Source organism: Arthrobacter sp. HMSC06H05 (assembly GCF_001807395.1).
Lineage (GTDB): Bacteria > Actinomycetota > Actinomycetes > Actinomycetales > Micrococcaceae > Pseudoglutamicibacter > Pseudoglutamicibacter albus.
The window spans coordinates 96,579-123,371 of sequence record NZ_KV788974.1 but is presented as its reverse complement, the minus strand read 5'-3'; the positions used below and the strand labels follow the sequence as shown (position 1 = coordinate 123,371).

21 protein-coding genes, 1 tRNA gene, 1 other RNA gene and 2 riboswitches are annotated in these 26,793 nt (G+C 61.5%); of the genes, 9 read left to right on the top strand and 14 right to left on the bottom strand.

All coding sequences use genetic code 11. From position 1 onward, the window contains the following. Positions 1-37: 37 nt before the first annotated feature. Together HMPREF3160_RS02300 and HMPREF3160_RS02295 are read left to right on the top strand one after the other, a co-directional pair. Entirely contained in the window at positions 38-727 is a 690-nt protein-coding gene (locus HMPREF3160_RS02300) for a histidine phosphatase family protein (RefSeq protein WP_256173830.1), read from the top strand. Positions 728-803: 76 nt separating this feature from the next. Then, positions 804-2,093, top strand: coding sequence for a M20 metallopeptidase family protein (locus tag HMPREF3160_RS02295; protein ID WP_083285309.1), 1,290 nt, complete (start codon positions 804-806; stop codon positions 2,091-2,093). A 40-nt stretch (positions 2,094-2,133) separates the two neighbouring features. On the opposite strand, the gene HMPREF3160_RS02290 is transcribed toward HMPREF3160_RS02295, so the two are convergent. The 3 genes from HMPREF3160_RS02290 to acs all read right to left on the bottom strand — a co-directional run bounded on the left by HMPREF3160_RS02290 (position 2,134) and on the right by acs (position 6,771). Then, a complete protein-coding gene (locus tag HMPREF3160_RS02290) occupies positions 2,134-3,075 on the bottom strand; it encodes an HpcH/HpaI aldolase/citrate lyase family protein (protein ID WP_052048547.1) in 942 nt (313 codons plus the stop codon). Between the two features lie 9 nt (positions 3,076-3,084). Continuing rightward, positions 3,085-4,542, bottom strand: a complete 1,458-nt coding sequence (locus HMPREF3160_RS02285) for an amino acid permease (protein ID WP_083285308.1) — start codon at positions 4,540-4,542, stop codon at positions 3,085-3,087. A 186-nt stretch (positions 4,543-4,728) separates the two neighbouring features. After that, positions 4,729-6,771, bottom strand: coding sequence for an acetate--CoA ligase (acs, locus tag HMPREF3160_RS02280; RefSeq protein WP_083285306.1), 2,043 nt, complete (start codon positions 6,769-6,771; stop codon positions 4,729-4,731). Between the two features lie 8 nt (positions 6,772-6,779). Beyond that, positions 6,780-6,877, bottom strand: a riboswitch (SAM riboswitch). A 58-nt stretch (positions 6,878-6,935) separates the two neighbouring features. Here acs and HMPREF3160_RS02275 point away from each other — a divergent pair. After that, a complete protein-coding gene (locus HMPREF3160_RS02275; RefSeq protein WP_070491557.1) occupies positions 6,936-7,208 on the top strand; it encodes a hypothetical protein in 273 nt (90 codons plus the stop codon). Between the two features lie 5 nt (positions 7,209-7,213). Then, a riboswitch (SAM riboswitch) is annotated at positions 7,214-7,327 on the top strand. 30 nt (positions 7,328-7,357) lie between these two features. Then, entirely contained in the window at positions 7,358-8,788 is a 1,431-nt protein-coding gene (locus HMPREF3160_RS02270) for an LLM class flavin-dependent oxidoreductase (RefSeq protein ID WP_070506828.1), read from the top strand. A gap of 183 nt (positions 8,789-8,971) precedes the next feature. Here HMPREF3160_RS02270 and purL read toward each other — a convergent pair whose 3' ends face one another. The 5 genes from purL to HMPREF3160_RS02245 form a co-directional block, all read right to left on the bottom strand. Continuing rightward, positions 8,972-11,278 carry a phosphoribosylformylglycinamidine synthase subunit PurL gene (gene purL, locus HMPREF3160_RS02265; RefSeq protein ID WP_070506824.1) on the bottom strand — a complete coding sequence of 769 codons (2,307 nt, stop codon included), beginning with the start codon at positions 11,276-11,278 and terminating at the stop codon, positions 8,972-8,974. After that, complete coding sequence (gene purQ / locus HMPREF3160_RS02260) at positions 11,275-12,036, bottom strand: phosphoribosylformylglycinamidine synthase subunit PurQ (protein WP_070491560.1); 762 nt, start codon at positions 12,034-12,036, stop codon at positions 11,275-11,277. The genes purL and purQ overlap by 4 nt, the downstream gene beginning before the upstream one ends. Next, positions 12,036-12,293 (bottom strand): phosphoribosylformylglycinamidine synthase subunit PurS, encoded by a 258-nt coding sequence (gene purS, locus HMPREF3160_RS02255; RefSeq protein ID WP_035756569.1) that lies wholly within the window; start codon positions 12,291-12,293, stop codon positions 12,036-12,038. Before purS ends, purQ begins: the two co-directional genes overlap by 1 nt. A gap of 112 nt (positions 12,294-12,405) precedes the next feature. Further along, the gene (gene gdhA / locus HMPREF3160_RS02250) at positions 12,406-13,746 is read right to left on the bottom strand and encodes an NADP-specific glutamate dehydrogenase (RefSeq protein ID WP_070506822.1); all 1,341 of its coding nucleotides are present in this window, start codon (positions 13,744-13,746) and stop codon (positions 12,406-12,408) included. A 132-nt stretch (positions 13,747-13,878) separates the two neighbouring features. Next, positions 13,879-14,616 carry a DUF3159 domain-containing protein gene (locus tag HMPREF3160_RS02245; protein WP_070506819.1) on the bottom strand — a complete coding sequence of 246 codons (738 nt, stop codon included), beginning with the start codon at positions 14,614-14,616 and terminating at the stop codon, positions 13,879-13,881. A 70-nt stretch (positions 14,617-14,686) separates the two neighbouring features. Between HMPREF3160_RS02245 and HMPREF3160_RS02240 the strand changes: the two genes are divergently transcribed. Next, positions 14,687-16,162, top strand: a complete 1,476-nt coding sequence (locus HMPREF3160_RS02240; protein ID WP_083285304.1) for an FAD-binding oxidoreductase — start codon at positions 14,687-14,689, stop codon at positions 16,160-16,162. A gap of 29 nt (positions 16,163-16,191) precedes the next feature. Here HMPREF3160_RS02240 and HMPREF3160_RS02235 read toward each other — a convergent pair whose 3' ends face one another. Next, a complete protein-coding gene (locus HMPREF3160_RS02235; RefSeq protein WP_070506816.1) occupies positions 16,192-17,094 on the bottom strand; it encodes a 3-methyladenine DNA glycosylase in 903 nt (300 codons plus the stop codon). 146 nt (positions 17,095-17,240) lie between these two features. Here HMPREF3160_RS02235 and HMPREF3160_RS02230 point away from each other — a divergent pair, with 146 nt between their 5' ends. Beyond that, positions 17,241-18,683, top strand: coding sequence for an aspartate ammonia-lyase (locus tag HMPREF3160_RS02230; RefSeq protein ID WP_070506814.1), 1,443 nt, complete (start codon positions 17,241-17,243; stop codon positions 18,681-18,683). Positions 18,684-18,864: 181 nt separating this feature from the next. On the opposite strand, the gene HMPREF3160_RS02225 is transcribed toward HMPREF3160_RS02230, so the two are convergent. Together HMPREF3160_RS02225 and HMPREF3160_RS02220 are read right to left on the bottom strand one after the other, a co-directional pair. Further along, on the bottom strand, positions 18,865-20,310 hold the full coding sequence (locus HMPREF3160_RS02225; protein WP_070506811.1) for an ATP-binding protein: 1,446 nt from the start codon (positions 20,308-20,310) through the stop codon (positions 18,865-18,867). Positions 20,311-20,436: 126 nt separating this feature from the next. Continuing rightward, a complete protein-coding gene (locus HMPREF3160_RS02220) occupies positions 20,437-21,723 on the bottom strand; it encodes an aspartate kinase (protein ID WP_070506809.1) in 1,287 nt (428 codons plus the stop codon). A 378-nt stretch (positions 21,724-22,101) separates the two neighbouring features. On the opposite strand from HMPREF3160_RS02220, the gene HMPREF3160_RS02210 reads away from it, so the two are divergent. Beyond that, positions 22,102-22,398, top strand: a complete 297-nt coding sequence (locus tag HMPREF3160_RS02210) for a hypothetical protein (protein WP_035756554.1) — start codon at positions 22,102-22,104, stop codon at positions 22,396-22,398. A gap of 95 nt (positions 22,399-22,493) precedes the next feature. Here the strand turns inward: HMPREF3160_RS02210 and recR are convergent, their stop codons facing one another. After that, positions 22,494-23,093: a recombination mediator RecR gene (gene recR, locus HMPREF3160_RS02205; protein ID WP_070491574.1), complete on the bottom strand. Its 600-nt coding sequence runs from the start codon at positions 23,091-23,093 to the stop codon at positions 22,494-22,496. Positions 23,094-23,126: 33 nt separating this feature from the next. Continuing rightward, positions 23,127-25,712 carry a DNA polymerase III subunit gamma and tau gene (locus tag HMPREF3160_RS02200; RefSeq protein ID WP_070506806.1) on the bottom strand — a complete coding sequence of 862 codons (2,586 nt, stop codon included), beginning with the start codon at positions 25,710-25,712 and terminating at the stop codon, positions 23,127-23,129. Between the two features lie 179 nt (positions 25,713-25,891). On the opposite strand from HMPREF3160_RS02200, the gene HMPREF3160_RS09570 reads away from it, so the two are divergent. Then, positions 25,892-26,062: a CsbD family protein gene (locus HMPREF3160_RS09570; protein WP_083285302.1), complete on the top strand. Its 171-nt coding sequence runs from the start codon at positions 25,892-25,894 to the stop codon at positions 26,060-26,062. A gap of 198 nt (positions 26,063-26,260) precedes the next feature. Here HMPREF3160_RS09570 and ffs read toward each other — a convergent pair. Then, positions 26,261-26,357, bottom strand: an RNA gene (gene ffs, locus HMPREF3160_RS02195) — signal recognition particle sRNA small type. 131 nt (positions 26,358-26,488) lie between these two features. On the opposite strand from ffs, the gene HMPREF3160_RS02190 reads away from it, so the two are divergent. Beyond that, positions 26,489-26,573 (top strand) — tRNA-Ser (locus HMPREF3160_RS02190). Positions 26,574-26,793: the final 220 nt, after the last annotated feature.

The window sequence follows — 26,793 nt, the reverse complement described above, 5'->3', positions numbered from 1 at the left end:
TGGCGGTGTGAGAGACAGAGGAAAGCGGGCTGTGTCGATGCACGACGCGAGCCCTAAGCTGGGGGATATGAGCACCAGCCCTCACCACGTCCCGTCTCTCGCTTTGGTCCGCCACGGGCAAACAGACTGGAATAAAGAACGCCGCTTCCAAGGAAGCGCGGACGTCCCCCTCAACGCGACCGGCATCGAACAAGCCCGCGCCGCGGCGGAAACCCTGGCGGCTGACGCGACATCACGATGGGGTAGCCCGTGGGACGTCATCCTCACCTCCCCGCAACTCAGGGCGCGCGAAACCGCGGAGATCATCGCTGAACACCTCGGACTTGAGGCGCCGCGCGTCGTCGCTGGGCTCAAAGAACGCTCCTACGGCCCCTACGAAGGCCGTGCCTACGGCGACCTCGACAAAGAAACCTTCACCTACCTCTTCCCGGCACACCTCCCCAACGTCGAAGAGGTCGAAGCCCGCGGTAAAGAGCTCGGGATCCTCGAAGGCGTCGAAAGCTCCAAAGACGCCGGCCGCCGTAGCGCTACAGCGCTCGCCGAAGCGCTCCAGCGCAACCCAGGCCAACGCGTCATCGCCGTATCCCACGGCTCGACCACCCGCTGCCTGCTCAACACCCTGGACGAGTGGAACATCAGCAATCCGGGGTTGCGCAACTGCGACATCCGCTACCTCACCCCAGCCCAAGAAGCGCACCTGCACCACATCCGCAGCGCACTTCCCTAACCCTGCGCTGCATCACAGCCACCCACTACACTGACTGTGACGCCGTTCACGGACACCAGCTAAGCCAAGGACACCCATGATGAGCACCGCCAGTACATCAGCGAGAAACACGTCAACACCGGGGCAACAGCTTCCGGCGGTACATCCGGCGGCGCAAGAACCGATCCCGGCGGAACTCAACGGGCACATCGTCCGGTTGCGCCGTTATTTGCACGCGAATCCCGAGCTGGACCGGCACCTACCCACCACTCAGGCGGCGGTGCTGGACGCCCTCGAGGGAATCGAGGGGATCGAGCTGCACACCGGGAAGGCGCAGTCCTCTGTGACCGCTGTTCTGCGTGGTGCTGCTCCGCTTCCTGAAGGTACGCGCCGCCCCGTAGTCCTGTTGCGTGGAGACATGGACGCGCTACCGGTCACCGAAGAAACCGGGCTTGAATATTCGCCCACCGAAACCGGGAAGATGCATGCGTGCGGCCACGACATGCACACCGCGGGCCTGGTGGGCACGCTGCTGTATCTCGCACAGCGCCGCGATGAACTTACCGCCGATGTTGTAGGCATGTTCCAGCCTGCCGAAGAAACCGCTGGCGGCGCGAAAATCATGATCGAAGAAGGCCTACTGGAAGCCGCAGGCCAGCCGGTCGACGAAGCGTACGCGATCCACGTGTACGCCGACCGCTATCCGCACGCGACGTTCGTCTCCAAACCGGGAACCATACAGTCCGGATGTGATGACCTCGTCATCACCGTCCACGGCCAAGGCGGCCACGGATCCGCCCCGCACCAAGCCGCGGACCCGGTGCCAGTCGCGGCAGAGATCGTGCTCGGCCTACAGACCATGGTGACCCGCCAGTTCGACCCGTTCGACCCCGTCGTGGTGACTGTCGGCTCGATCAAGGCGGGCTCTGCGCCGAACATCATCCCGTCCACCGCAACCATCCAGGTCACGCTGCGTTCCTTCAGCCCGGCGTCACGTGAAAAGCTCGTGCCGGCCGTGCAGCGCGTCGCCAAAGGCATCGCGGAAGCACACGGGATGAGTGCAAGCTACAGGGTCGAATGTGACTTCCCTGTAACCGTGAACTCGGCCGAACACGTGGACTACGTGGCCGACACCGTGCGGGACCTGTTCGGGGATACCGCCTACCGAGAGCTGCCGCGCACCGAAGCCGGTTCAGAAGACTTCTCCGAAGTGCTCCAGCGCGTACCGGGCGCCTACATTTTCCTCGGTGCCGTCCCGGAAGGTGAAGACCCCACGAAAGTTGCGGGCAACCACTCGCCACACGCGATCTTCGACGATCGCGTGCTGGGCCGTAGCGTGCGGCTTTTCGCGGAACTTGCGCTACGCCGCGGGCCTCTCGCACAGTAACGATCAGCCCGCGGCGGCAAGCCCGTAGCGGCTACGCGTGTCAGTAGTGGTAGGTGTCCGATGGCGCAGGGGCCGGGTCGGATGCCTTGCGCCACTGCACGTTGTAGGCCTTCGCAAGGGCGAGGATCTTGTTCGCGCGAGAGAGGCGCGGCAGATCGGAGCCGTTGCGGATCTCTCCGCCGGCTTCCTCGAATTCTGTGAGGAACTCATGTGCCCATGCGACGTCCTCGCTGGAAGGGGAGAGGCCTTCGTTGACGGTTGCGGTCTGTTCTGGAACTAGGCACAGTTTGCCGGTCATACCGAACTCGCTCGTGACCGCGGCGGCTTCGGCGAGTTTGACGCCCGTGGTACCCACGGTCGGGCCGTCGATCGCGCCCGGCAGGCCTGTTGCGCGGGATGCGATCGTGAACTGTGAGCGGGCATAAGCCAACGCCATCGGGCCGTCCCCCATCCCGGTGTCACGGCGGAAGTCACCGATACCGAACGCCAAACGATAGGTCCCCTTCGCCGCGGCGATCGAATCGATGCGCTGCAAACCGCGCGCGGTCTCAACGAGTGCAATCACGGGAATCCCAGGCAAACGGCGTGCGGTCTCATTGACGTGGTCGGTGGATTCGACCATCGCAAGGATCACACCGGCCAAACCACCCTCAGCCACAGGCCCACCCACAGCAGACGGCAACGCGGCAGCTAAAGCCTCAACGTCGTCCTCCCAATACTTGGTCGCATAACCGTTCATACGAACCCACGCGGTGTGGCCGCTAGTCATCCACTCAACCGCGGCTTCACGGGCAGCAACCTTGTCTTTCGGCGCCACCGCATCTTCGATATCCAAAACCACCACATCGGCGGCAGAATCTTCAGCCTCAGCGAAACGGTCAGGATGCGCCGCGTTCGTCAAAAGCCACGAACGCGCAAGGTCTGGGCCGATCTTCTGACCGGCCGCCGTAGGGATCTGTGCAGGGTAAAACGTAGGAGCCATGACCACACGTTACTGACTCTGGCGGCGCTTGAGCCACGTTGTGACAACATATATCACCGAAATCAGGGCGATCCACACGGCACCCGCGATGAGTGAGACGCGCGTGTTCGGGAACCACGCCATCAACACGATCACCAGAACCAGGAAGGAACCCGCGAAGATCGGGGTGATGGGCCACAACGGCACCGGGAACTCAAGCCCTTCCTTAGGCACGCCTTCGCGGCGTAGTTTGATGCGCATCGCGGTGTGGGACAGCAAAACCATGCACCACAGCCACGTGATCGCAAACGCACCGACCGAGGCAACCACGGCGAAAGCGGACTCCGGCATCAGGAAGTTCAACACCACACCCACCGTGAGCGCGCACATCATGAGCAGTGCCGCAGCCCACGGCACGCCCTTGCCCGTGGTCCGGGTGAACGCGCGTGGGGATTGCCCCAGGTGTGCCATCCCGAACAGCATGCGGCCGGCACCGTACGAGTTCGCGTTGATCGCAGAGATCGCGGCCGTGAGCACCACGATATTCAAAATATGTTGCGCCGCCGGGATTCCTAGCGTTGCGAAAATCTGGACGAACGGGGAAGTGTCCGAGCTCATGTGGTTCCACGGAACCAGCGTCATGATCACACCCAAAGCCAGAACATAGAACAGCAGGATGCGGATCGGAACCGAGTTCACGGCGCGCGGGATCGCGGTGTGCGGATCGTTAGCCTCGCCCGCGGTCACGGCGATGGTCTCGATGCCACCGAAGCTGAACACGACCATCGTCAAGCACGCCAGAATACCGACCCAGCCGTTAGGCGCCAAACCGCCGTGATCGAAAAGATTATGCAGACCCGGGGTCGCCTCACCCGGCACGCTCATACCGATAATCAGGATCGCGATGCCGCCGAGGATCATCGCGATTACGGCGCCGACCTTGATGATCGACATCCAGAACTCCATCTCACCGAATACCTTGACATGCCGGGTGTTGATGCCCGCGATGAGCAAAACGACCGCTGCCGCCCAGACCCACTGCGGCGCGTTAGGGAACCATAACCCCATATACACGGACACCGCGGTCACGTCCGCGATCGAGACGACGAGCATGCAGAACACGTACGTCCAGCCGGTCGTGAACCCCAGGTAGCGGCCCAGATAGCGGGTCGCGTAGTCAGAGAACGCGCCAGCAACCGGGTTGCGCACCGCCATCTCACCCAGTGAACGCATCACGATGAACACCGCGGCACCGGCCACGATGTAGGCGAGCAGAACGATGGGTCCGGCTGCCTTGATCGCATCCGCTGACCCATAGAAAAGCCCGGTCCCGATTGCCGAACCCAGCGCCATGAACTGGATGTGGCGCCCGGTCAAGCCTTTATCGAGGGACTCCTTCTCAACCCGGGGCGAGGCGTCGGCGCTGGAACCCGTGCCGCTACTGGAACCCGTGCCGCTGCCGGAAGCCGTGTCTTTGCTAGAACGCATGCATCGAGACTAGGACGATGCGTGACCCAATGCACATTCGCGATAAGGCTTGGGCGAGCCGGCCGCCTAAGCCTGGACGAACTGACTTCAAATCAACTCAAAGTACGCATTTTCTCTTGCGGGCACGGCCTCCCGCCGTAGCCGCCGGTCAGTTCTCCGGTGGGTACGGCCTAGCTACGGATACAGCTAGCCGCGGGCGGCAGCGAGCACGTCCGGGATGCATTCTTCGTTGCGCAGGCTCGTTGTGTCGCCGAGCTGTTCGCCGGTGTAGGCCTGGGTGAGGATGCGGCGCATGATCTTGCCGGAGCGGGTTTTCGGTACGTCGGGGACAAGGATGATGCGGGCCGGTTTTGCGATGGGCCCGATTTCCTTGGTCACGGTGGCGCGTAGCCGTTGCGCGAACTCGGCGACGGCCTCATCGCTCGCGTCAGCGCCAAGCAGGGACTGGTCGCCGGGGACCACGAACGCGATCGCGGCGTGCCCGGTCTTCGCATCCGGTACCGGGCACACGCCGGCTTCGACAACACCCGGGTCGGTCACGAGCGCGGACTCGATCTCGATGGTCGAGAGCCTGTGGCCTGAAATGTTGATGACGTCATCGGTGCGGCCGAGGATCCAGGTGTCGCCGTCGACATCCACTTTCGCGCCGTCGCCTGCGCTGAACCAACCGTATGTGGCGTAGGCCTTCCAGTAAGAGGTGTACCAGCGTTCCGGGTTGCCCCACACGGTGCGCGCCATCGAGGGCGGGAACTGGGTGAGCACGATGTTGCCTTGGGTTCCAGCCGGTGTCGGGTTGCCCTCGTCGTCGACAACCGCGGTCGCTACCCCTGGCATGTCGCGGCCTACGCTGCCGGGCTTGACGGTGGTTGCGCCGGGTAGGGGAGTGAGTATGGTGGAGCCAGTTTCTGACTGCCACCAGGTATCGACCATGCTGATGCCGCGCTCGGGTTCCCCGGTTTCAGGGTTGGCGGGCTGGTAGGTGTCGCGGCCGATCTGTTCGCGTAGCCACCGTGCTGCTTCAGGGTTGACAGCTTCACCTACGGTTCCGCCGAGGCGGATGCTGGAGAGATCGTATTCGGCTGGGATCCCTTCCGGGAACCAGCCCATGAGCGAACGCACGAGCGTTGGCGCGGTGTAGTAGGAGGTCACACCATAACGCTGGATGACTTCGAAGTGCCGGCCCGGGTGCGGGGCGTTCGGCACGCCTTCATAGATGACTTGGGTCGCGCCGGCCCCGAGCGGCCCATAGATCTCGTAGGTGTGGGCGGTGACCCACGCGAGATCTGCAGTGCACCAATGCACGTCGCCCGCGCGTTGAGCTGGGTCCGGGTGGGCGAAAATCTGGTTATAGGTCGCTACAGCACCGGTGAGGTAGCCGCCGGTCGTGTGCACCAGGCCCTTCGGTTTCCCGGTGGTCCCGGAGGTGTACATGATGAACAGCGGATTTTCCGCATCGAACGCTTCCGGTGTGTGCTGCCGGGGCTGGCGGGGCACAATCTGGTCCCACCAGATGTCACGGCCTTCGGTCCACGGGATGTCTCGCTGGCCGGTGCGGTCGATCACGAGCACATGCTCGAGCTGGTTCTCCCCGGATGCGGCCTCGTCCGCGATGTCCTTGACGGGCACGGCCTTGCCGCGGCGGTACTGGCCGTCGCTGGTGACCAGCAGCTTGGCGCGGGTGTCTTCAACCCGGAAACGCAACGCTTCTGCGCTGACCCCGCCGAAAACAAGCGAGTGGATCGCGCCGATGCGTGCGCAAGCCAGCGTGATGATGATCGTCTCAACGAGCACCGGAAGATAGATCACGACGCGATCGCCGCGGGTGATGCCCAGTTCCGTGAGCGCGTGGGCGGCCTGCGAGACTTCCTCGGTGAGTTCGCGGTAGGTCACGGTGCGACGGTCGCCGGGTTCACCTTCGAAGTAGAGCGCTACTTTGTCCCCGTTGCCCGCCGCTACGTGGCGGTCTGCGCAGTTGACAGCGGCGTTGAGCGTGCCTCCCGCGAACCAGGTTTGCTGCAGACCTTCCTGAGTTTCAGGGTTAGGCGGGGTTAGCGTGTGCACCGTATCCCACGGGGTCTCCCACGTGAGCTGCCCGGCCTGTTTGGCCCAGTACGCGCTGTGCTCTTCATCGCTAAGCAGCGCGTCATCGCTAGGCTGCGCGCTGCTGAGGTTTGCGTTGCTGAGCTGAGCCTGGGCGGCCTGGTGCGCGGGTGCGGACGTTGCGGTCATGCGTTGTCACTCCATCGATCCTGGCGTGAGCACCATGCCCGGTAAAAACCCGGGGTGGTTGCTGCGGCGTCGTAGAGCCAGATCTCTCAGCCGCTCTGGATGGTTGTGCTGTCCATAGTGGGTGACGAATGCGGTTGCACGCAAATCGGGTCAGCGTGTGTGTCATGTTGCTCAACACGGCTGGCGAAGCAAAGGCGTCCGATGCGGCGGGCGATCACCCCACCCATGATCCCGTTGATGATCAGCGCGATGATATCGACGGTAAAGAACACTTCTGGCCGCGCAAATTCCACGTCGCTGTAGCCCTTTCACCTGCAGAAACCCGTGTTATGGCTTGGGGTAATACTTTCGCAAGTGTAGCCGCCGATGCGTGCCGTCATTCTTTGTCATCGGTCACGAGCGATTTGCGTGATGCCCATGGTGTGCCTCTATGCTGAATCCGTATCCATCCAGAGCGGCCGAGAGATCTGGCTCGTTGACGCCGCAGCAACCATCCTGAAGGGTTCCGTAGCAGGAATCGTGAGGGAAAGGTGCTCCCGCCAGAAGACGATGGCGCAGCGTTTGAGGGCTGCGGGAAAGGGTTAACATGTCGTCTGAAAAACCGATTCTTCTCAACGCCTTCGCGATGAACACGATTGGCCACCAGTCCCCGGGTTTGTGGAAGCATCCGGAAGATACCTCGCGGGATTACAACAAGCTCTCGCACTGGGTTGAGCTCGCCAGGATCCTGGAAGAGGGCCGTTTCTCCGCCCTGTTTTTGGCCGATGTGATGGGTGTGTATGACGCGTATGCGAACTCCCCGGAAACGGCGTTGCGTTCCGGTGCGCAGATCCCGTTGGCTGATCCGGCGGTGATCGTGGCGGGGATGGCTGCAGCGACGAAGAACCTCGGTTTCGGTGTCACTGCGGGCACTGCGTATGAGCATCCGGTGGGGCTCGCGCGCCGCATGGCGACCCTGGATCACATCACGGGCGGGCGAGTCGGCTGGAACGTTGTGACCGGCTACCTCGAGTCCGCGGCGAAGAACTTTGGCCAGACCAGCCAGATGGAGCACGACGAACGCTACGATCACGCGGATGAATACCTCGAGGTCGTGTATAAGCTGCTCGAGGGTTCGTGGGAGGACGACGCGGTTGTAGCTGACCGCGAATCCGGCTTGTTCGTTGACCCGGCTAAGGTGCACCCGATTGAACACGAAGGCACGTGGTTCAACGTTCCAGGCATTGCGATCACGGAGCCTTCCCGCCAACGCACCCCGGTGATCTTCCAGGCCGGCGCGTCCTCGCGCGGTATGGCTTTCGCGGGGAAGCACGCTGAGGCTGTGTTCGTTTCGCAGGCAACCAAGGAAGGCCTCGCGAAGACCGTGAAGAAGATTCGTGAAGCAACCGTGGCGGAGGGCCGTAACGCTGATGACGTCAAGATTTTCGCGATGATCACCCCGGTTGTGGGTAAGACGAACGAGGAAGCGTGGGAGAAGTTCCGCGAATACCAGTCTTATGCCGATGAGCAGGGCGCGTTGGCGTTGCTCGCAGGCTGGACGGGCATCGACTTGTCCGAATACCCGCTGGATGCGGTGATCGGTGAAGACGTGGAGTCCAACGCGATCCAGTCCGCGGTGAACATGTTCCAGGCGGCTTCAGGTGATTCTGATAAGCCGTGGAACGTGGGCCAGTTGGCGCGCTACATCGGCGTGGGTGGTTTCGGTCCGGTTGCCGTGGGTACCGGCCGCGAAGTCGCCGAACAGTTCCACGAATGGGTGCGTGACACCGGGGTGGATGGCTTCAACGTCGCCTACGCGGTCAAGCCTGGCACGTTCCGTGACGTCGTGGACTACGTGATTCCAGAACTCGAAGCGCTCGGCGTGTACCCGAGCGCTGAGGAAGCCGCCGACGCCACGGTTGCGTGGGATGCCGACCGCCCAGTGGAAGACCAGACGGGTTCCTCCTTGCGCCACGCACTGTTTGGTCGCGGCGACCGGTTGCCGGAAAACCATCCGGGCGCGGCTGTCCGCCGCTAGGTTGCCACGCTGGCGGGCAGGAGACAGCGCCCGCCAGCCAGGGTAGGCCGTACAATTCACGGCCGCGAATACGACATGGCTGTGGGCGCCAGGATGAACCTGGCGCCCACAGCCATGTCATATTTTTGACGGTGCCTGCTAACGGTGTGCTGTAGCCGTACGGCACACCGCTAGCAACGGGAGTTAGCCGAAGTGGCGTTGCATGGTTGTGCCCCAGCCTTCGCGGATTTCGTCGAGGGTAGCGGAGAACTCGCCTTGAACTTCGATCGCGTTCGAGGAAGCGTCCACGACACCCAGGCGGACGTGGGCGAAGCCGCGTGCCGCGGCCATCGCGGTGAAACGTTCCTCCTCGGAACGCGGCAGGCACACCAGCGCGCGGGCCTGCGATTCAGAGAACAGAGTGGTGAAAGCGTCAATGCCGTCACGCTGCTTGAGTTCATCCAGGTTCACGCGCACGCCGACGCCGTAGCGCATCGACATCTCGACCAGCCCGGCTGCGAGGCCGCCTTCGGAAAGGTCGTGGGCGGCATCGAACATGCCGTCGCGGGAACCGGAAACCAGAAGCTGGCCCAGGGTGCGTTCCGCATCGAGGTCGACCTTCGGCGGGACACCGCCGAGGTGGTCACGCATCGCGGCGAACTCGGAGCCATCCAGCTCATCGCGGGTCACACCAAGCAAATAGACAGCGTTGCCGTCGTGCTCTTCACGCCAACCCGAAACCGTGCGCGCGGTGACGTCATCGAAGCGACCCATCACGCCCACAACCGGGGTCGGGTGGATCGGGGTCTCGCCGGTCTGGTTGTAGAGCGAAACGTTACCGCCGGTCACCGGAACCTGGAGTGCAAGGCACGCATCCGAAAGCCCCTCGATCGCCTGGACCAGCTGCCACATCACATTCGGGTCCTCAGGGGAACCGAAGTTCAAGCAGTCAGTCACAGCCATCGGGGTAGCGCCGGAGGTCGCGACGTTGCGGTACGCCTCGGCCAACGCCAGCTGCGCGCCAGCGTAGGGGTCGAGGTAGGCGTAACGGCCGTTCGCATCCGTCGCGAAACCGACACCCATGCCGGTGTTTTCATCAACGCGGATCACGCCGGCGTCGTCAGGGGAAGCCAACGCTGTGTTGCCTCCAACGTTGGAATCGAACTGCTGGGTGACCCACGTCTTATCGCACAGGTTAGGCCGCGCCATGAGCTCCAGCATCGCCTGCTTGAGGTCCTCGCCCTGCTCCGGCAGGTTCTTAGCGGCCTCGGAGCCGCGGAACGAGTCAGCCTGCAACGCATCCTGGTAGTCAGGGCGGGCGTATGGGCGGTCGTATTCAGGTCCCTCTTCAGCGGCGGTCTGCGGATCGATGTCCACAATGACCTCGCCGTTCCACGTGATGATCAGGCGCGGATCCTCGGTGATCTCACCGATCCAGGAGTATTCGACACCGTAGTGCTCCAGGACCTTCTCGAACGCCTCAGCGTTCTCAGGGGTTACCACGGCCATCATGCGTTCCTGAGATTCGGACATCAGGATCTCGGACGGGTTGAGGCTCGGATCACGCAACAGCACGTCCCTGAGCTTAACGTTCATGCCCACGCCACCGTTGGAGGCGAGCTCGCTGGTCGCGCACGAAATACCTGCCGCGCCGAGGTCCTGGATCGCCACAACAAGCTCGTCACGGAATAAGTCGAGGCAGCATTCGATCAGGACCTTCTCAGCGAACGGGTCACCCACCTGGACCGCTGGGCGCTTGGATGGCTTGTCTTCCTCGAAGGACGCCGAAGCCAGAACGGAGGTTCCGCCGATGCCGTCGCCGCCGGTGCGCGCACCGAACAGGACCACACGGTTGCCTTCGCCTTTCGCGTTGGCGAGGTGGATGTCCTCGTGACGCATCACGCCCACAGCGAGTGCGTTGACGAGCGGATTGCCCTGATAGACGGGATCAAACACGGTTTCGCCGCCGATGTTCGGCAGACCAAGCGAGTTACCGTAGCCGCCGATGCCCGCGACAGCCCCGTGCACCACGCGGGCAGTGTCCGGATGATCGATCGCGCCGAAACGCAGCGGGTCCATGACCGCTACAGGGCGGGCACCCATCGAGATGATGTCGCGGACGATACCGCCGATGCCGGTTGCGGCACCCTGATACGGCTCAACATAGGAAGGTGAGTTGTGGGATTCGATCTTGAACGTCACAGCCCAGCCGTCACCGAGGTCGGTCACGCCAGCGTTCTGGCCCATACCAACCAGAGTGTGCTTCTTCATCTCATCGTCAACCTTCTTACCGAAGGAGCGGAGGTGAATCTTGGAGGACTTATAGGAGGCGTGCTCGGACCACATCACGGAATAGATCGCGAGCTCGGAATCCGTGGGGCGGCGGCCCAGGATCTTCTTGATGTCCTCGTATTCGTTTTCCTTCAGCCCCAGTTCAGCCCACGGCTGCTCAACGTCTGGGGTGGATTCGGCATCAGCGACGGTATCAAGGGTGAAATCTTGGGTGGTCACTTGGCGTCCTCCACAAAGTTGCTGATCAAGGAAGTGAACACGGTCAGGCCGTCACGGCCGCGGCCATCGTCTGGTCCGAAGCCCAGCTCGACTGCGTGCTCTGGGTGAGGCATCAGACCAACCACGTTGCCGGCCTCGTTCGTGATGCCGGCGATGCCGCGGCGGGAACCGTTCGGGTTCCAGCCCTCGTAACGGAACACCACGCGGCCCTCGGCTTCGAGCATGTCGAGGGTCGCCTCGTCTGCGACGTACTGGCCGTCCTGGTTCTTCAACGGATAGACCACGCTCTGGTTCTTCTCATACAGGCGGGTCCACTTGGTTTCGTTGTTCTCAATCGTCAACGGCTGATCGCGGCGAATGAACTTGAGGTGATCGTTCTTGATCATCGAACCGGGAAGCAGGTGCGCTTCGGTGAGGATCTGGAAACCGTTACAGATACCCAGTACCGGCAGCTTCTCATCCGAGTTCGCGGCAGCGATGATGCTGTCCATCACGGGCGCGAAACGAGCGATGGCGCCCGGGCGCAGGTAGTCGCCGTAGGAGAAACCGCCAGCGATTACAACAGCCTGAACATCCTTCAGATCAGCGTCGGCGTGCCACAGGTTCACCGGCTCGCCGCCAGCCAAACGCACCGCACGGCACGCATCGCGGTCATCAAGGGTTCCGGGGAACGTGACAACACCGATCTTGACACCCGAATCCGGGTAGGTGTCCACGGAATTATCAACCAAGAAAGGGAAATCAGTGGTGCGCGGCATTACTGACCGTCCTCAACCACAGCCACGTTGACAACGTCTTCGATGACCGGGTTGGACAGCAGGGTCTCAGCGGCTTCGCGAGCTGCTGCCAAAGTATCTTCTGTCACTTCACCGTCCACGGTCAGTTCAAAACGCTTGCCCTGACGGACTTCGCTGAACTGGGTGAAACCGAGGCGAGGGAACGCACCGAGAATAGCTTTACCCTGCGGGTCCAGAATCTCGGGCTTGGGCATGACGTCAACGACGATCCGGGCCATGATGTGGGATCTCCTGAGATGGCAGTTTCTTGCCGCGAGCACACAGAAATGGTGCTTGCGCACTTGCCTCTCTATCTTATCCGTTTAGGAACACGCGTGGGGTGGGCTCCCGCTAGATGATGCCTTGGTTGAGCATCGCGGTTGCGACACGGCTGAAACCGGCTACGTTCGCGCCGAAAACATAGTCGCCGTCGCGACCGTACTTATCCGCTGATTCGAGGCAGGTTTCGTGGATGTCTTCCATGATCTCGGTGAGACGCTGGACCGTGTAGTCGAACGTCCAAGAGTCACGGGAGGCGTTCTGCTGCATCTCAAGCGCGGAGGTCGCAACGCCGCCGGCGTTCGCGGCCTTACCTGGGCCGAAGAGCACCTTCGCGTCACGGAAAGCCGCCACCGCATCGGGGGTTGACGGCATGTTCGCGCCCTCGGAAACCGCTTTGACACCGTTACGGATCAGGGTGTGGGCGTCACGGCCGTTGAGCTCGTTCTGGGTTGCGCACGGCAAGGCGACGTCGGTCGGCAGGTCCCAGATGGAGCCGTCAGTGACAACGCGGGCGCCGTTGCCGCGGCGTTCGGCGTAATCAGAGATGCGGCCGCGCTCCACTTCCTTGACCTGCTTGATCAGGTCAACATCGATCCCGTTCGGGTCATAAACATAACCCGAGGAATCCGAGCATGCCTGCACGGTGGCACCCAGCATCTGGGACTTCTGCATCGCATAGATCGCGACGTTACCGGAACCGGACACGGTCACTTTCGCGCCGTCGAAAGATTCACCACGGGTTTTCAGCATGGACTCCGCGAAGATCACGGCACCGTAGCCGGTCGCCTCGGTGCGGGCGCGAGACCCGCCCCACAGCAGCGCCTTACCGGTCAGCGCACCGGATTCATAAGCGTTAGTCATGCGGCGGTACTGGCCGAACATGTAGCCGATTTCGCGGGCACCCACACCGATGTCACCAGCCGGGACGTCAGTGTACTGTCCGATGTGGGAAGCCAGCTCAGTCATAAACGACTGGCAGAAACGCATGACTTCCGCATCGGACTTACCGTGCGGATCAAAGTCAGAGCCGCCCTTACCGCCGCCGATAGGCATACCGGTCAGTGAGTTCTTGAAGATCTGTTCGAAGCCCAAGAACTTGATGATGCCGATGTTCACCGACGGGTGGAAACGCAAGCCACCCTTATACGGGCCAAGTGCCGAGTTGTATTGGACGCGGAAGCCACGGTTGATCTGTACCTGGCCGTTGTCATCAACCCACGGCACACGGAAGATGATCTGACGTTCCGGCTCGCACAATCGCTGCATGATCCCGTACTCCATGAGCTCGGGGTGCTGTTTGACGACTGGGCCGAGGGAATCGAAAACCTCTGCAACTGCCTGGTGGAACTCTGGTTCGCCAGGGTTACGGCGAAGTACGTCAGCGTATGCATCCTCTAGCTGTGGTTCCACAGTTCCTCCTGAAATCGTGTTGCGGCTTCCCAGTCTAGAAAAGTTTGTGCGCTCGCCGGTTTTTTATTTCTTAACGTCTGGGAATGTGAAGGCTCAGGACAAACCGTCTGGGAATCGTGTATGGGGCAGGGGTTAGGCCTCGGTTTCCGACCCGGTTTTGTTGCTGTTTCGCGGCTCAGATTGTTCCGTGTTCTCTTCCGCGGTTTGTCCAGGGTGCGCCACTTGTGGGTGGCGGATCCCGGGATGGGTTTTGGGGATGGAGCCGAACAGTGCCCAACCGGATGCGATGAGGCTCACGGCAAAGAGCGGGTAGCTCAGCAGGATGTGGGCCACCGAGAGCCCGATGACGTGGCCGGTAGCCCAGAAGTAGCCGAGCACGATGACGCGGACACCGTATTGGGCGACCCAGAACCATGATGCGCGGTTGTAGGCGCGTAGGATCACGGGGTCCTTACGCCACGTGGTTTTGGTTCCGAGCAGTGCCCCGAGCACGATCCCAAGGAACGGCCAACGGACCATGATGGAGGCTATCCAGGCCAGCATCGAGGCCGCGTTGGAAAGCAGCCGCAACAGGAAGAAGTCCACGGCGTTGCCGGTATAGACCGCAACCGCGGCGGATGCGACCACGGCGAGCAACCCGAAAATGACGGAGGTCAGTCTGCGGCGTTGGTAGAGCGCGAAGCCGGCGATGATGAGGCCGGACAGGGTCGCCGCCGCGCCCCCGATGACGATGTCGTTGCCGCCGAGCATCCACGCGAGCACGAACACAACCGGCGGGATGGTCGCCTCGATCGCAGGGCGCGCACCACCGAGCAGCTGAAGCAGGGACTCTGAGTTGGCGTGTTCGGCGCGCTCTGGTGGGGTGGGCATAAGCGCTAGTCTAGTTTCCGACCATTATGTGTCCTGGCTCATACCCAAGCTGTGGGGAAGGTGAGGTTTCATGGCTGAGGTGGCTCCGGCATCGGAGGCAACTGTTTCTGCATCTGCAGCTGTTTCGCAGGCGCCGCTGGTTTCACAGACGGCCCTGGACTCGCTAAGGGAGGCGATGCGCGGCGGCGTCGCGACGGACGAGCCGACTTTGCGTGCGTACTCGATTGACCGTTCGGGTGTTGAGCCGGATGGTGTTCCGGTTGCGGTGGTGTGGCCGGAGACCACGGAGCAGGTTCAGGCGGCGGTGCGCTGGGCCTCGGAGCATGGTGTGAGTGTGGTTCCGCGGGGTGCTGGCACGGGCCTGGCGGGGTCTGCGACGGCGGGCGCGGGATCGCTCGTGGTGTGCCTGGAGCGCATGAATAAGGTTCTGGAGGTTTCGGCGGATGACCGTTTGTGTGTGGTCCAGCCGGGCATCTTGAACGATGAGCTTAACGCGGTGCTACACAAGGATGGCCTGTGGTGGCCGCCGGATCCGGCGTCGAAAGCGATCTCCACGGTGGGCGGGAACATCGCGGCGAATGCTGGCGGGTTTTTGTGCGCTAAGTATGGCGTGACGCAGCAGTGGGTTTTGGGGCTCACCGTGGTTTTGGCGGATGGCCGCGTGATGTCGATGGGTCGGCGCACCGTGAAGGGTGTTTCCGGCTATGACGTCACCTCGATGCTGATCGGCTCCGAGGGCACGCTGGGGATCATCGTCGAGTGTGTTTTGAAGGTGCGGCCGTTACAGTCCGCTGAGGTTGCCACGCTGGTTGCGGTGTGTGACTCCGCGGTGGATGCCGCAGCTGCCGCGAGCGCTGTGACGGCGGCGCATCTTCAGCCGGCGATGATGGAGCTGCTCGATGAAGTGACCTCGGCCGCGGTGGTGGGGCACTTGGTTGCTACGGATGAGACGTTCGTGGACCCTACCGAGGGCAGGGCGGCGTCGTTGCTTTTGGTGCAGACCGATGGCTTGGGTGCCGCGGCAGAGTTGGCCCAGGTGCACGATGCGGTGGCTGGTTTCGCCCGTCACGTGCGGGTTGCCGAAAGCGTTGAAGAGACTGAAGCGTTGATCGGTATGCGGCGGGCCGTGTTCCCTGCGATTGAACGCATGGGCGGCAGTGTTCTGGTTGAGGACATAGCTGTTCCGCGGACCCGGATGGCGGAGGCGTTCACTCGGATGCGTGAGATTGAACGGAAGTATGGGGTTGCGTTGCCGAGCGCGGCCCACGCCGGCGATGGCAATATGCATCCGGTGTTCGTGTTCGAACCGGTCGCGGGTGAGACGGGGCTGGATGCGGTTCCGGCTCACGTGTGGGAAGCCGCCGACGAAGTGTTCAGTGTTGCCCTCGAGATGGGCGGAACGCTCACCGGCGAACATGGCGTGGGCTTGTTGAAGAAACGCTTCCTGCCCGAGGAGCTCGGCGCAGACCAGACGGAACTGCAGCAACAGTTGCGGAAGGTCTTCGACCCGCAAGGGATCATGAACCCCGGCAAGGTCCTCGACTAGGCAGGGCCAGGGCTAGCCGCGGCCGCGCGCTAAACCGCCGCGCTCGCGCGGATCGCGGCGACCGCATCGAGCCCCCGCTGACGTAGCCGCTGGGAGCGTTCAGAGAATGCGCGTTGCCGTTCAACATATTCGGCCTTGCCGTGCGCGGTTTCGATCCGGATGGGTTCGAAGCCCCATTCACTCAAGTCATAGGGTGAGGCCTGCATGTCCATGATGCGGGTCTCCCACGCGAGCTCGAAAGCGTCCATGATGAGCCCCGAATCCACGAGTGGCGCGAGCTTATACAGCCACTTATAAACGTCCATCCCGGCGTGCAAACATCCAGGCTGTTCAAGCTCAACCTGCCGCTCCCGCGTAGGCATGAGCTGGTTCAGCCCGCGAGCCTGCGGGGCATAAAACCGGAAAGCATCAAAATGCGTGCACCGGATCTGGTGGGTCTCAACCACCTCATCCGTACCGCTAGAACCCAGCCGTAGCGGAACATAGTCGTGGCGCACACCGTTCTCATCCGACTTATACGCCATAGCCCACTCGTGCAAACCAAAACACGAAAAACTCCCCGGCCGTGCCGCGACCGCACTGAAAATCGTGTCCGCGAAGTCCAGCATCCGTCCCCGAGCCGCCACGAATTCCGCGGTATCCACCGTAACGCCCGGCCTCCCGCTACCACCGGCATCCTCAACCACCGAATAAAACCGCCACCCAGACCGCTGCGCCACCGCATCGTCGCCTAACAACACCACGCCGGGGCCGGGATGCCAACGTTCCAGCTGCGCCGGAGGAAACGAGTAATACGTGAACAAGAAGTCATAGACCGGGTGGGTCTGCTGCCGCGCTCGCCGTTGCCGGAACGGCTCGGTGTATGCGCGGGCGCGTTCGGCGTGAGCGTGCTCGCGGGCACGCCACTGGTCAGGATAGAGCAAGGTGGGCATACATCCATTGTGGACGATGCGGCCCCGGCCAGCGCTCGCGGCAGCTACCAGCGGGTGCGGATGCGGCCGATCGCGTGGTGTCTGCGTAGACTCATCAGTTGGTATCAGTTGTTGCAAACCGTTGGTTTGCGGTTCTCAGGAGCATCATGTCGTTTTTGCCTCTGACGGCCCCTGCCGAGTTGCGGGCCGCGCTTGAATCCACCGAAACCCGTACCGAGAAGGACTCGCTGGGGACACGTGAAGTCCCGGCGGAGGTTTTGTGGGGTATTTCCACGTTGCGGGCGGTCGAGAACTTCCCGATCACGGGCCGCACCGTGGGCCAGATCCGGGAGCTTGTGTGGGCTTTGGGTGCTGTGAAGCTCGCGGCTGCCCGGGCTAATCACGAGTTGGGCCGGCTTGATGATGCTCGTTGCGAGGCGATCGAGGCCGCGGCCCAAGAGGTCATGGGCGGTAAGTGGGATTCGCAGTTTGTGATCGACCGTGTTCAGGGTGGTGCGGGAACCTCAACGAACATGAACGCGAACGAGGTTATTGCGCATCGTGCCCAGCAGATCATCGGGGACGAATCGATGGTGATCAACCCGATCGATCACGTCAACGCCGCCCAGTCCACTAACGATGTGTACCCGTCCGCGCTGAAACTTGCGCTGCATTGGGCGATGCGTGGGCTCATCGAAGAGGTTGGGTTGCTCGCCGAATCCTTCGGGAAGAAGGCTCAAGAGTTCGCGGAGATCACCAAGATCGGCCGCACCCAGCTCCAGGATGCCGTCCCGATGACGTTGGGCCAGGAGTTCGGTGCGTTCGCGGATGCGATGCGTGAAGACGTCGTGATGCTCACTAACTTTATTCCGCATCTGCTGGAACTCAACCTGGGTGCCACCGCGATCGGTACCGGGATTACGGCGCCGGTGGGGTATCGCGAGCTTGTGCTTAAGCACCTGCAGCAGATCACTAAGAACAACGTGATCGGTGCCCGTAACCTGGTTGAGGCGACCTCGGATACGGGTGTTTTCGTGCTCGTATCCGGTGGGTTGAAGCGTACCGCGATCAAGCTTTCCAAGATCTGTAATGACCTGCGTTTGCTTTCATCCGGCCCGCAGGCTGGCTTGAATGAGATCAACTTGCCGCCAGTACAGGCGGGTTCTTCGATCATGCCGGGCAAGGTCAACCCGGTGATCCCGGAGGTCGTGAACCAGGTTGCGTTCCGCGTGGTCGGTGCTGATACCACGGTTGCGATGGCGGTTGAGGCGGGTCAGATGCAGCTCAACGCTTTCGAACCCGTGATGGCTGATGTTTTGTTCGATGCGATCGATTCCCTGCGCGCGGCATGTGCGACGTTGCGGTTGCGTTGCGTGGACGGGATCGAGGCGAACGAGGACGTGCTTTCGCGGCGTGTGGCTGAGTCAGTGTCCGTGGTGACTGCGCTTTCGCCGCTGATCGGCTACGAACGCTCCGCTGACCTCATGAAACAGGCGCTCGAAGAGAACGCGTCCATCATCGACCTCGCGGTTCAAGAAGGCGTGCTCGATGAAGCCACCATTCGCCGCGCGATTGCTGACGCAACCGGCCACACCCAAACCGTGGAGTAAACCGCGCCCTCAACGACGATGCAGAGGCCATGTTCACGGATCGCGTTGAGGCTATGTGGAGCGACGCTAGGGGGCTCATGCTTGAGCTTCCCACCAACTTCCCACTCAACATAACACTGTGGGAAGTTGGTGGGAAGTTAAGTGGGAAGCTCGGTAGTGCCGGGCTTTCTTGGCTGAATGACTATGTTGTGATCCGGTAGCGTTGCCGCGGGCTTCGTAACGGTTCAGTGCGCTCGACGACACCTTCGGCGATGAGTTCGTTCACTGCTTTTTGGACTGCTGTACGGCTCAGTTTTGTGCTCTTGACGAGCTCAGCTGTGGAGGCAGAGACTTGGCTCTTGAGAGCGGTGAGCACTTGGTCAAAGGCGCTTGCATACCGCTCTTTCTCCGCGACTCTTCGCCGGTGGAAAATAATGGTGAAGCTGTCTAGCCGGTTGATGTACTCAGGTGGCGGCATGAGGGCATCAGCGAGTGAGCGTTGAATGACTGCGATTCCCGTGCCCCTGTTTTCAGCAACGGCACCTGCCGCGCCATCATCGTCGTGAAACTTCACGTCTTCGAGGAACGCAGAGAGCCGTTGGTTTCTAGTCGAGCTCACTCCTGGTTTCCCTAAGTTTCTAACGGTAACGCCTCCATATAGTCCTCCTGGACTGGTGATTTCGAGGCGATCAACGAACATGTTGATCTGTACCTGGCTACCTTGCGCGAGCGGTGAGTAATCGCGATGCATGAGTGCATTCACAAGAGCTTCGCGTACCGCGACAGGCGGATAGTCTGGCAAATCTGAGCGGTACTTTTCGCCGATGAGCGCGGCAGTGCGCATGTTTTTTCTGACGACTTCAATTCCTTCATCAACGAGCTCCGGAATGGTGCCGGTGAAAGTCTTGCTGTCTAGGAGACGGATCCCCTCGGTAACAGAGCCCTTGGTTGTTCCAGGGAAGTTAGCAAATGTCACCGTAAGGCGCGGATAAAATTCCTGCGGATATTCGCCCATGACAAGCAATGACGCCAGGGTTGGGTGTCCGTCTTTGAGGATACGCAAGCGTTTCATCGCGGTTTCGATGCCATCGTTGAAGGTTTTGGGACGACGCTTGCGTTGAACGCTCAGGTAGGCGTTCACGGTGCCCGAATGCAGGTCTTCAGGTTGCGCATCTGTGACTGACTGTTCGTCCCATTTAGGTTGGGTTCGCTCCTCAACGAGGCGGTCGACTTCGTATTGCGTAAGCCGTATGTCACCGTCGCCAACCCGTATATAGCTACCGCCATATTTTCCCTGGTCAGTTACGTAGCAAGGTTTGTCTTCGGAGGTCATTTCACTGACTTCCGCTACAACAACTAAGGAGTTCTCAAAGGGCACTGTGTCGATGAGCGGACGCACTGGGGGTGTGGTTTGGGCGCATCGGGTTTCTAGCGCGTCCTGAGCTTTTGCGGCATCGAAGCCCTCCACCGGCAAGAAGCCGTTTGACTCATCGAGCCCCAGGATGATGAGGCCGCCGTTTGCGTTCGCGAACGCGCTGAGAGTTTCGCGAATTGACTTGCCCACACTGCTCTTGACCTCGGTTGGCTGGTTGTCTGTTCCAACCAACCGCAGTGTGTGGACGATTGTCTCTAAGTGTTCGGTGTCCATCGAGTGCTCACTAACTTCCCACTTAACTTCCCCCTCAACATAACACTGTGGGAAGTTAAGTGGGAAGCTTCTGGGAAGTTCTTAAGAGCGCGCGAGAACCGAACCGCGCGGCGAGCGGCAGGGAGCTTAGCGGCCTGTGCCGCCGTAGACCGTGGCTTCCTGTTCGGTGTCGAGTCCGAATGCGGTGTGGATCGCCTCGACAGCTTTGGTGAGTTTGTCTTCGTGGGTCACGATCGAGATGCGGATCTCCGAAGTGGAGATCAGGTCAACGTTGATGCCGGCCTCGTGCAGGGCGCGGAAGAACGTCGCGGAGACGCCCGCGTTGGAGCGCATCGCTGCGCCAACCAGGGAGACCTTACCGATCTTGTTGTCTTGTTCGATGTCCTCAAAACCGATCTCGGTCTGGGCTTCACGCAACGCGCTCACCACGCGGTCGCCTTGAGTCTTCGGTACGGTGAACGTGATGTCAGTCTTGCCGGAGCCTGCGGTGGAGACGTTCTGGACGATCATGTCCACGTTCGTATCCGCCTGGGCGATGACCTCAAAAATGTGGGCGGCCTTACCCGGGATGTCTGGGACGCCGATCACGGTGACTTTCTCCTCGGAGAGGTCATGAGCTACGCCGGCAACAATCGGTTGTTCCAATGGTTCCCCCTCCGGGAGTTGGATCTTGTCAGAAGCGTCAGGGACAATCCAGGTCCCCTCATTGTGGCTAAAGGACGAACGCACGTGAATCGGGATACCGAAACGCCGCGCATACTCAACGCAGCGCAAATGCAGGATCTTCGAGCCGTGCGCGGCAAGCTCCAGCATCTCCTCGCTCGAGAGCGTATCGAGCTTCCGCGCATGGTGAACCACGCGCGGATCAGCAGTGAAGACGCCGTCCACATCCGTGTAAATCTCGCACACATCGGCATCAAGGGCCGCAGCGAGCGCAACCGCGGTCGTGTCAGAACCGCCGCGGCCCATCGTCGTAATGTTCTTCGATTCCTTCGACATGCCCTGGAAGCCAGCCACGATCGCGACTGAACCGAGCTCAACCGCGCGGCGGACACGCGCAGGGGAGACCTCGACGATGCGGGCCGAACCGTGCAGTGCGTCAGTGATCATCCCGGCCTGCGAACCGGTGAAGGAGACAGCTTTGCCGCCTGCCGCTTCGATCGCCATAGCGAGCAGAGCCATGGACATGCGTTCGCCAGCGGACAGCAACATGTCCATTTCGCGGGCGGGTGCCTTGTCAGTGATTTCGGCGGCCAGATCCAACAGCTCATCAGTCGTGTCACCCATCGCGGAAACAACAACGACAACATCGTTGCCGGCTTCGCGGGTTTCCAACACACGGGCGGCGACTCGCTTAATACCTGCGGCATCCGCAACGGAAGAGCCGCCGTATTTCTGCACGATCAGAGCCATGAGCGCCTTTCGCTAGTCGATGGGTGCGCCTAAGCCATGCCGGCACCCCAGGGAAGTGTTGTGTTTCAGCCTACGGTGCGCAGGCATGGCACACACAATAAGTGACGCGCGTTGCAGCGGGTATCGTAAGAACATCAAGTGTGACGCATGCAACAGAGGTTAAATGGGTGACGAGTCAAATATTTCGTGCCAGAGACTCTCAGATCCCAGGATTTACCCTATCTTTGACTATTATCTTTACCGGGGGACGCTTCAAAGGTGATTTGTTCCCGTGGATTAGGATTGGTTACGTCTTAGTTGCGGCCGATCTGTACTTCATTCGACACGACACGATCGACACCAGCAGGATCGACACAACAGGACAGGGGCGTAAACGCGATGGGTAGCAGGGAAGACCTTCCTCAGCCATTCGGTCTAGAAATCACGGCTAGCCGGCTCGACGGGCGAAACGTTGCGGGGCAACTCACGTTCGATCAACCCGCAGAACGCGTCTCAATCCAGGTAGCAAGCCTGCGCCACCGCAAAGACCACGTCTTAGTCACAGACACCGTGGGCCAAAGCTACATGTTGGATCCCGAGCAGATCGTGTACGCAACCCGACTGCAAGCGGACCAGCACCTGTTCCACATCCTGGCCGCTCTCAACAATATTCAAGACGAGCTCGAGCGCGGCTAGGCCGTCTCGCCGTGCGACCGGCCGGCTCGAGACCGGGCCGCACGGTGCTGGCTACCCGCTGGGCCCCATCGGCCGGTTAGTTGATCGTCGCCCGCTTAGTTGATCAGTGAGCGGCGGCCTTCAAGTGCTCGCCCGAGCGTGACTTCGTCCGCGTATTCCAGATCCCCGCCCACCGGTAGTCCGGATGCGAGCCGGGACACTTTGACGCCGATGCTTTTGAGGATCCTCACCAGGTACGTTGCGGTGGCTTCGCCTTCAAGGTTCGGGTCCGTTGCGATGATGAGTTCCTGGATCGCATCATCCGAGAGCCTGGTGAGTAGCTCCTTGATGTGCAGCTGATCCGGGCCAATACCGGCCATCGGGTCGATCGCGCCACCCAGTACGTGATACCGGCCGCGGAATGCGCGCGTCCGTTCGATCACCATGACGTCCTTCGATTCCTCGACAACACAAATGGTGCTGTCGTCCCGGTTAGGGTCGCGGCAGATCGCGCACTTTTCGTCTTCGGTGATGTTGAAGCACACTTCGCAGAAAGACACTTTGTCTTTGACAACCTTGATCGCGTCCGCGAGCCGCCGCATATCCTCTTTGTCTGCTTCCAGGATGTGGAACGCGATGCGTTGAGCAGACTTAGGGCCAATGCCGGGTAGACGCCCGAGCTCGTCGATGAGGTCTTGGACGGCGCCTTCGTACACGGTGCACTCTCCTGACGGTTGCGGTGAGGCGAATCAGCGACGGTGGGGTAGCGGATTGCCTTCGAGGTCTGTTTCTTCGATGAGCTTCGCGTTGAGGATGTTCTCGAACGCGGCACGCCCGAACGAGACCGAGTTCTCAAGCTGTTCATCATCCTCGCTCGGAACAAAGTCATGCTCTTCAACGGGCGCCGGCGCTTGCGGCGCCGGGGCACCCCAGCCGGGAGCTGGAGCCTGGCTGTTGTTCTTGCTTTGCGCGAGCAACTGTTGATAGCGGCTGAGCTTCCCGCCCGACGGCGGTGTTGGGGCCGCAGGCGCGGACGATGGCGCCGATGCTGCTGGGACCCGTGCTGCTGGTGACGTTGCAGGCGCTGGTGGCGTTGCAGGTGGTACTGGAGCAGCAGGTGCTGACGATGGTGGCGTGGGTGCTGCTGGGGCCGGGGTTGATGATGGGGGTGGCGCTACCGCAGGCGGAGTCGGTGCCGCTGGCGCCGCCGATGAGGTTGGCGCGGCGGGAGGCTCTGGTGCGGAAGCGGTCGGAGGTTCTGGCTGAGGCTTCGGCGCGTCCTCGTACTGCGGTTCTTCGTAGGGCGGTTCGTTGTGCGGTGCTTCGTGGTGCTGTGGTTCTTCCGCGGCCGGAAGGTTGTTCCGGCCGTCAGCTTTTGGGCTGGCATCGCCGCCTTCAGCGACGTCGATGTCCGGTGTCACTCCTATCACTGCACTGATGGAAGCCTTGAGTGTTTCGGCGGCATCGGCACGGTTGCGGAACGCGTTCATCGGGCCAGGATTGCTGAACCCGAGGGTGAGCGTCTTCCCGTCATAGCCTGCGATCGAGACGTCTTGCTGCAGGATCGACCACACGAATCTGCGGTTCTGTTTGACGTTCTCGAGGATCTGCGGCCACGCCCTGCGGAACATCTCAACGGAACCCTCGGAACCTGCCGCGGGCCGTTCGGGTTGCTGTGCAGGTTCAGGCTCGGTTGCCGGTGGAGTCTCCGGAGCAGGTTCAGGAGTATAAGCGGGCTCGGAGGCAGAGGCAGGTGCCGGCGTGGCAGCAGGTTCGGGAGTAGGTGCAGCTTCCGGTTCGCGTGCCGGGGCTTGTGCGGGCGTGGGCTCCGGCGTTGCTTCAGGTGCCTGCGCAGGTTCAGCCGAAGCTGGCGCGGGTGCGGCTGGGGTTGGTGCGGCTGGGCGGGGTGCAGCCGGTGTAGCCTGTGCAGCCGGTGCCGCTGGCTCTTGCATCTGGCGAGGCTCAGGTTTCTGTGATGGCTGAGGCGCGGCCGGAGCCGAGTCCCGCAGTGCGGCGCGCGCGGCGGCAGCGCCACGTCCCGCAGCCGGTGCCGCGTCAGCGGGTGCCGCTGCGGGTGCCGGTGAAGATGGGCCGGCTTGCGCATCGGACTGTGTGGTTTTCTTATCTGGTGCGGGTGCAGGGGAGGCGCTGCCGGCTTCCATGGGGCCGCCGCTGAAGCTCAAGTGGCGTTCCACACGGTCCATGCGGGCGGCGAGGCCACGCTCGGTGTCATCGGTGGACGGCAACAATAGGCGTGCGCACAGGAGCTCAAGATGCAGGCGAGGGCTTGTTGCGCCGGTCATTTCGGTGAGCGCGGCGTTGGTGATGTCGCCCCAGCGGGACAGCTCTGCCGGGCCTAGGCCGGAAGCTTGGGCTGCCATCCGTTGAATCTGGTCTTCGGGCACGCCGTGCAGAACATCGGAGGCGTTCTCGGGGACGGCGCGCACCAGAATGAGGTCGCGGAAGCGTTCCAGAAGGTCCTCAACAAAACGGCGAGGGTCCTGGCCAGACTGGATCACGCGGTCCACGGCCGCGAACACGGAAGCGGAATCGTGCGCGGCCAACGCATCCACCACATCGTCCAGAAGCTCACCGTGGGTGAAACCCAAAAGTGCGACGGCGAGGTCGTAAGAGATGCCGTCATCACCGGAGCCGGCCATGAGCTGATCGAGGACGGAGAGTGTGTCGCGGGCGGAACCGCCGCCGGCGCGTACCACGAGAGGCACTACGCCGGGCGCGATCGCTACATGTTCAACATCAGCAAGATGCTGCACATAGTCAGTCATGGGTTCCGGGGGGATGAGCCGGAAAGGGTAGTGGTGGGTGCGCGAACGGATGGTTCCGATGACCTTCTCAGGTTCGGTTGTCGCGAAAATGAACTTGATGTGCTCCGGCGGCTCTTCCACGATTTTCAGCAACGCGTTGAAGCCGGCCGAGGTCACCATGTGGGCTTCGTCGATGATGAAGATCTTGTAGCGGTCGCGTGCCGGAGCAAAGGATGCACGTTCGCGTAGCTCGCGGGCGTCATCGACACCACCGTGGGAGGCGGCGTCGATTTCGATTACATCAAGGGAGCCCGAGCCGCCCGTCGCAAGGTCGCGGCAGGACGGGCATTCACCGCACGGATGCGAGGTGGGGCCGTTCTCGCAGTTGAGGCAACGGGCGAGGATGCGTGCCGAGGTCGTCTTACCGCAGCCGCGAGGCCCAGAGAACAGGTACGCGTGGTTGACACGGTTTTTGTCCAAAGCCATTTGGAGCGGTTTGGTCACGTGATCTTGCCCGATGACGTCTTCGAACGTGTCGGGTCTAAACCGGCGGTATAGCGCTGTGCTCACCCCACCAGACTACCCAGAGACCACAGCAGACCCCTAGCAAAGGGTGCACGATGGTGGCTGAATATTCGTTCTAAGCAAACAAAGTAGCAAATACCTAGACATGGGCGGGTGAGTGTGGAAGTGTCACAGATAGAAGACCTCGGGGAGCTACCCCGGTCTCAGCGTGAAAGGAGTATCCCATGAGCTTGGGAGACAAGTTGGAAAACGCTAAGGACAAGGTAGTCGGCGCCGCTAAGGATAAGCTTGGCGATCTGCGCGATGACAAGGGCCAGCAGGCTGAAGGCAAGGCCCAGAACGCTAAGGGCAAGGCCGGCGACGCTGCAGAGGACGTCAAGGACAACCTCAAGTAAGCCTCGCGCTACACAAGTTTGAACGGTAGTTGCGGGCTTCGAATATTCGGCTAGTTGACTACTGGAATATACGGACGAAGGGTTCACGGCGATGACCGCCGTGGGCCCTTCGCTCGTTAAGTCATCGAGTGTATGCCTGGACTGTAAGCGAGTGTGTGCGGAGGACGGTGGTTCGTTCGGGCGGAGGGAAGAGTTAAAAGTAACGACCCCTCACGCACCTGCCAGAGCCCACTTACCCTTGCTGCCTTCCGGCCCTGGGGGAGTTCAGCGAGATAACACCACGTGAGGGGTCGCGTATCAGTCTAACTGAGAGGCTAATAGGACGCGAATCAGCCGTGTAGGTGGTCTCGATTGGCTCTTAGCTGTTTAGTTCGCTAAAGTATGTAAAGCCTTGTTCAGGCCTGAGGGTCTGACGTGGGTATCCGAGGAGGATTCGCCTAGCGGCCTATGGCGCACGCCTGGAACGCGTGTTGGGTTCACGCCCTCGGGGGTTCAAATCCCCCATCCTCCGCGTTTGTTAAGTCTCGGGACATCGGTTCATACGGTGTCCCGAGACTTTTTTATTTCCTCTCGCGTTGGAATGGCTACGCTGTTGTCGCTGCGCGAGTGGCGTTGCGGGACGGCTTAATCCTCGTAGCGTGAAACGCTGAAATCAATCGCTCCTTCACCGTGCTGTGAACCGAATTACACTCTCGGTTTTGTGTGTGTTTTACGCTCCTAGCTAGCTTCAG

Bases quoted from the DNA above. Each gene is read 5' to 3' on its own strand.
- HMPREF3160_RS02290 (WP_052048547.1), bottom strand. From the start codon at position 3,075: ATGGCTCCTACGTTTTACCCTGCACAGATCCCTACGGCGGCCGGTCAG.
- HMPREF3160_RS02275 (WP_070491557.1), top strand. From the start codon at position 6,936: ATGTTGCTCAACACGGCTGGCGAAGCAAAGGCGTCCGATGCGGCGGGC.
- HMPREF3160_RS02285 (WP_083285308.1), bottom strand. From the start codon at position 4,542: ATGCGTTCTAGCAAAGACACGGCTTCCGGCAGCGGCACGGGTTCCAGT.
- HMPREF3160_RS02300 (WP_256173830.1), top strand. From the start codon at position 38: ATGCACGACGCGAGCCCTAAGCTGGGGGATATGAGCACCAGCCCTCAC.
- HMPREF3160_RS02295 (WP_083285309.1), top strand. From the start codon at position 804: ATGATGAGCACCGCCAGTACATCAGCGAGAAACACGTCAACACCGGGG.
- HMPREF3160_RS02230 (WP_070506814.1), top strand. From the start codon at position 17,241: ATGTCGTTTTTGCCTCTGACGGCCCCTGCCGAGTTGCGGGCCGCGCTT.
- HMPREF3160_RS09570 (WP_083285302.1), top strand. From the start codon at position 25,892: ATGAGCTTGGGAGACAAGTTGGAAAACGCTAAGGACAAGGTAGTCGGC.
- HMPREF3160_RS02235 (WP_070506816.1), bottom strand. From the start codon at position 17,094: ATGCCCACCTTGCTCTATCCTGACCAGTGGCGTGCCCGCGAGCACGCT.
- acs (WP_083285306.1), bottom strand. From the start codon at position 6,771: ATGACCGCAACGTCCGCACCCGCGCACCAGGCCGCCCAGGCTCAGCTC.
- purS (WP_035756569.1), bottom strand. From the start codon at position 12,293: ATGGCCCGGATCGTCGTTGACGTCATGCCCAAGCCCGAGATTCTGGAC.
- HMPREF3160_RS02210 (WP_035756554.1), top strand. From the start codon at position 22,102: ATGGGTAGCAGGGAAGACCTTCCTCAGCCATTCGGTCTAGAAATCACG.
- HMPREF3160_RS02270 (WP_070506828.1), top strand. From the start codon at position 7,358: ATGTCGTCTGAAAAACCGATTCTTCTCAACGCCTTCGCGATGAACACG.
- purQ (WP_070491560.1), bottom strand. From the start codon at position 12,036: ATGCCGCGCACCACTGATTTCCCTTTCTTGGTTGATAATTCCGTGGAC.
- HMPREF3160_RS02245 (WP_070506819.1), bottom strand. From the start codon at position 14,616: ATGCCCACCCCACCAGAGCGCGCCGAACACGCCAACTCAGAGTCCCTG.
- HMPREF3160_RS02225 (WP_070506811.1), bottom strand. From the start codon at position 20,310: ATGGACACCGAACACTTAGAGACAATCGTCCACACACTGCGGTTGGTT.
- HMPREF3160_RS02240 (WP_083285304.1), top strand. From the start codon at position 14,687: ATGGCTGAGGTGGCTCCGGCATCGGAGGCAACTGTTTCTGCATCTGCA.
- HMPREF3160_RS02220 (WP_070506809.1), bottom strand. From the start codon at position 21,723: ATGGCTCTGATCGTGCAGAAATACGGCGGCTCTTCCGTTGCGGATGCC.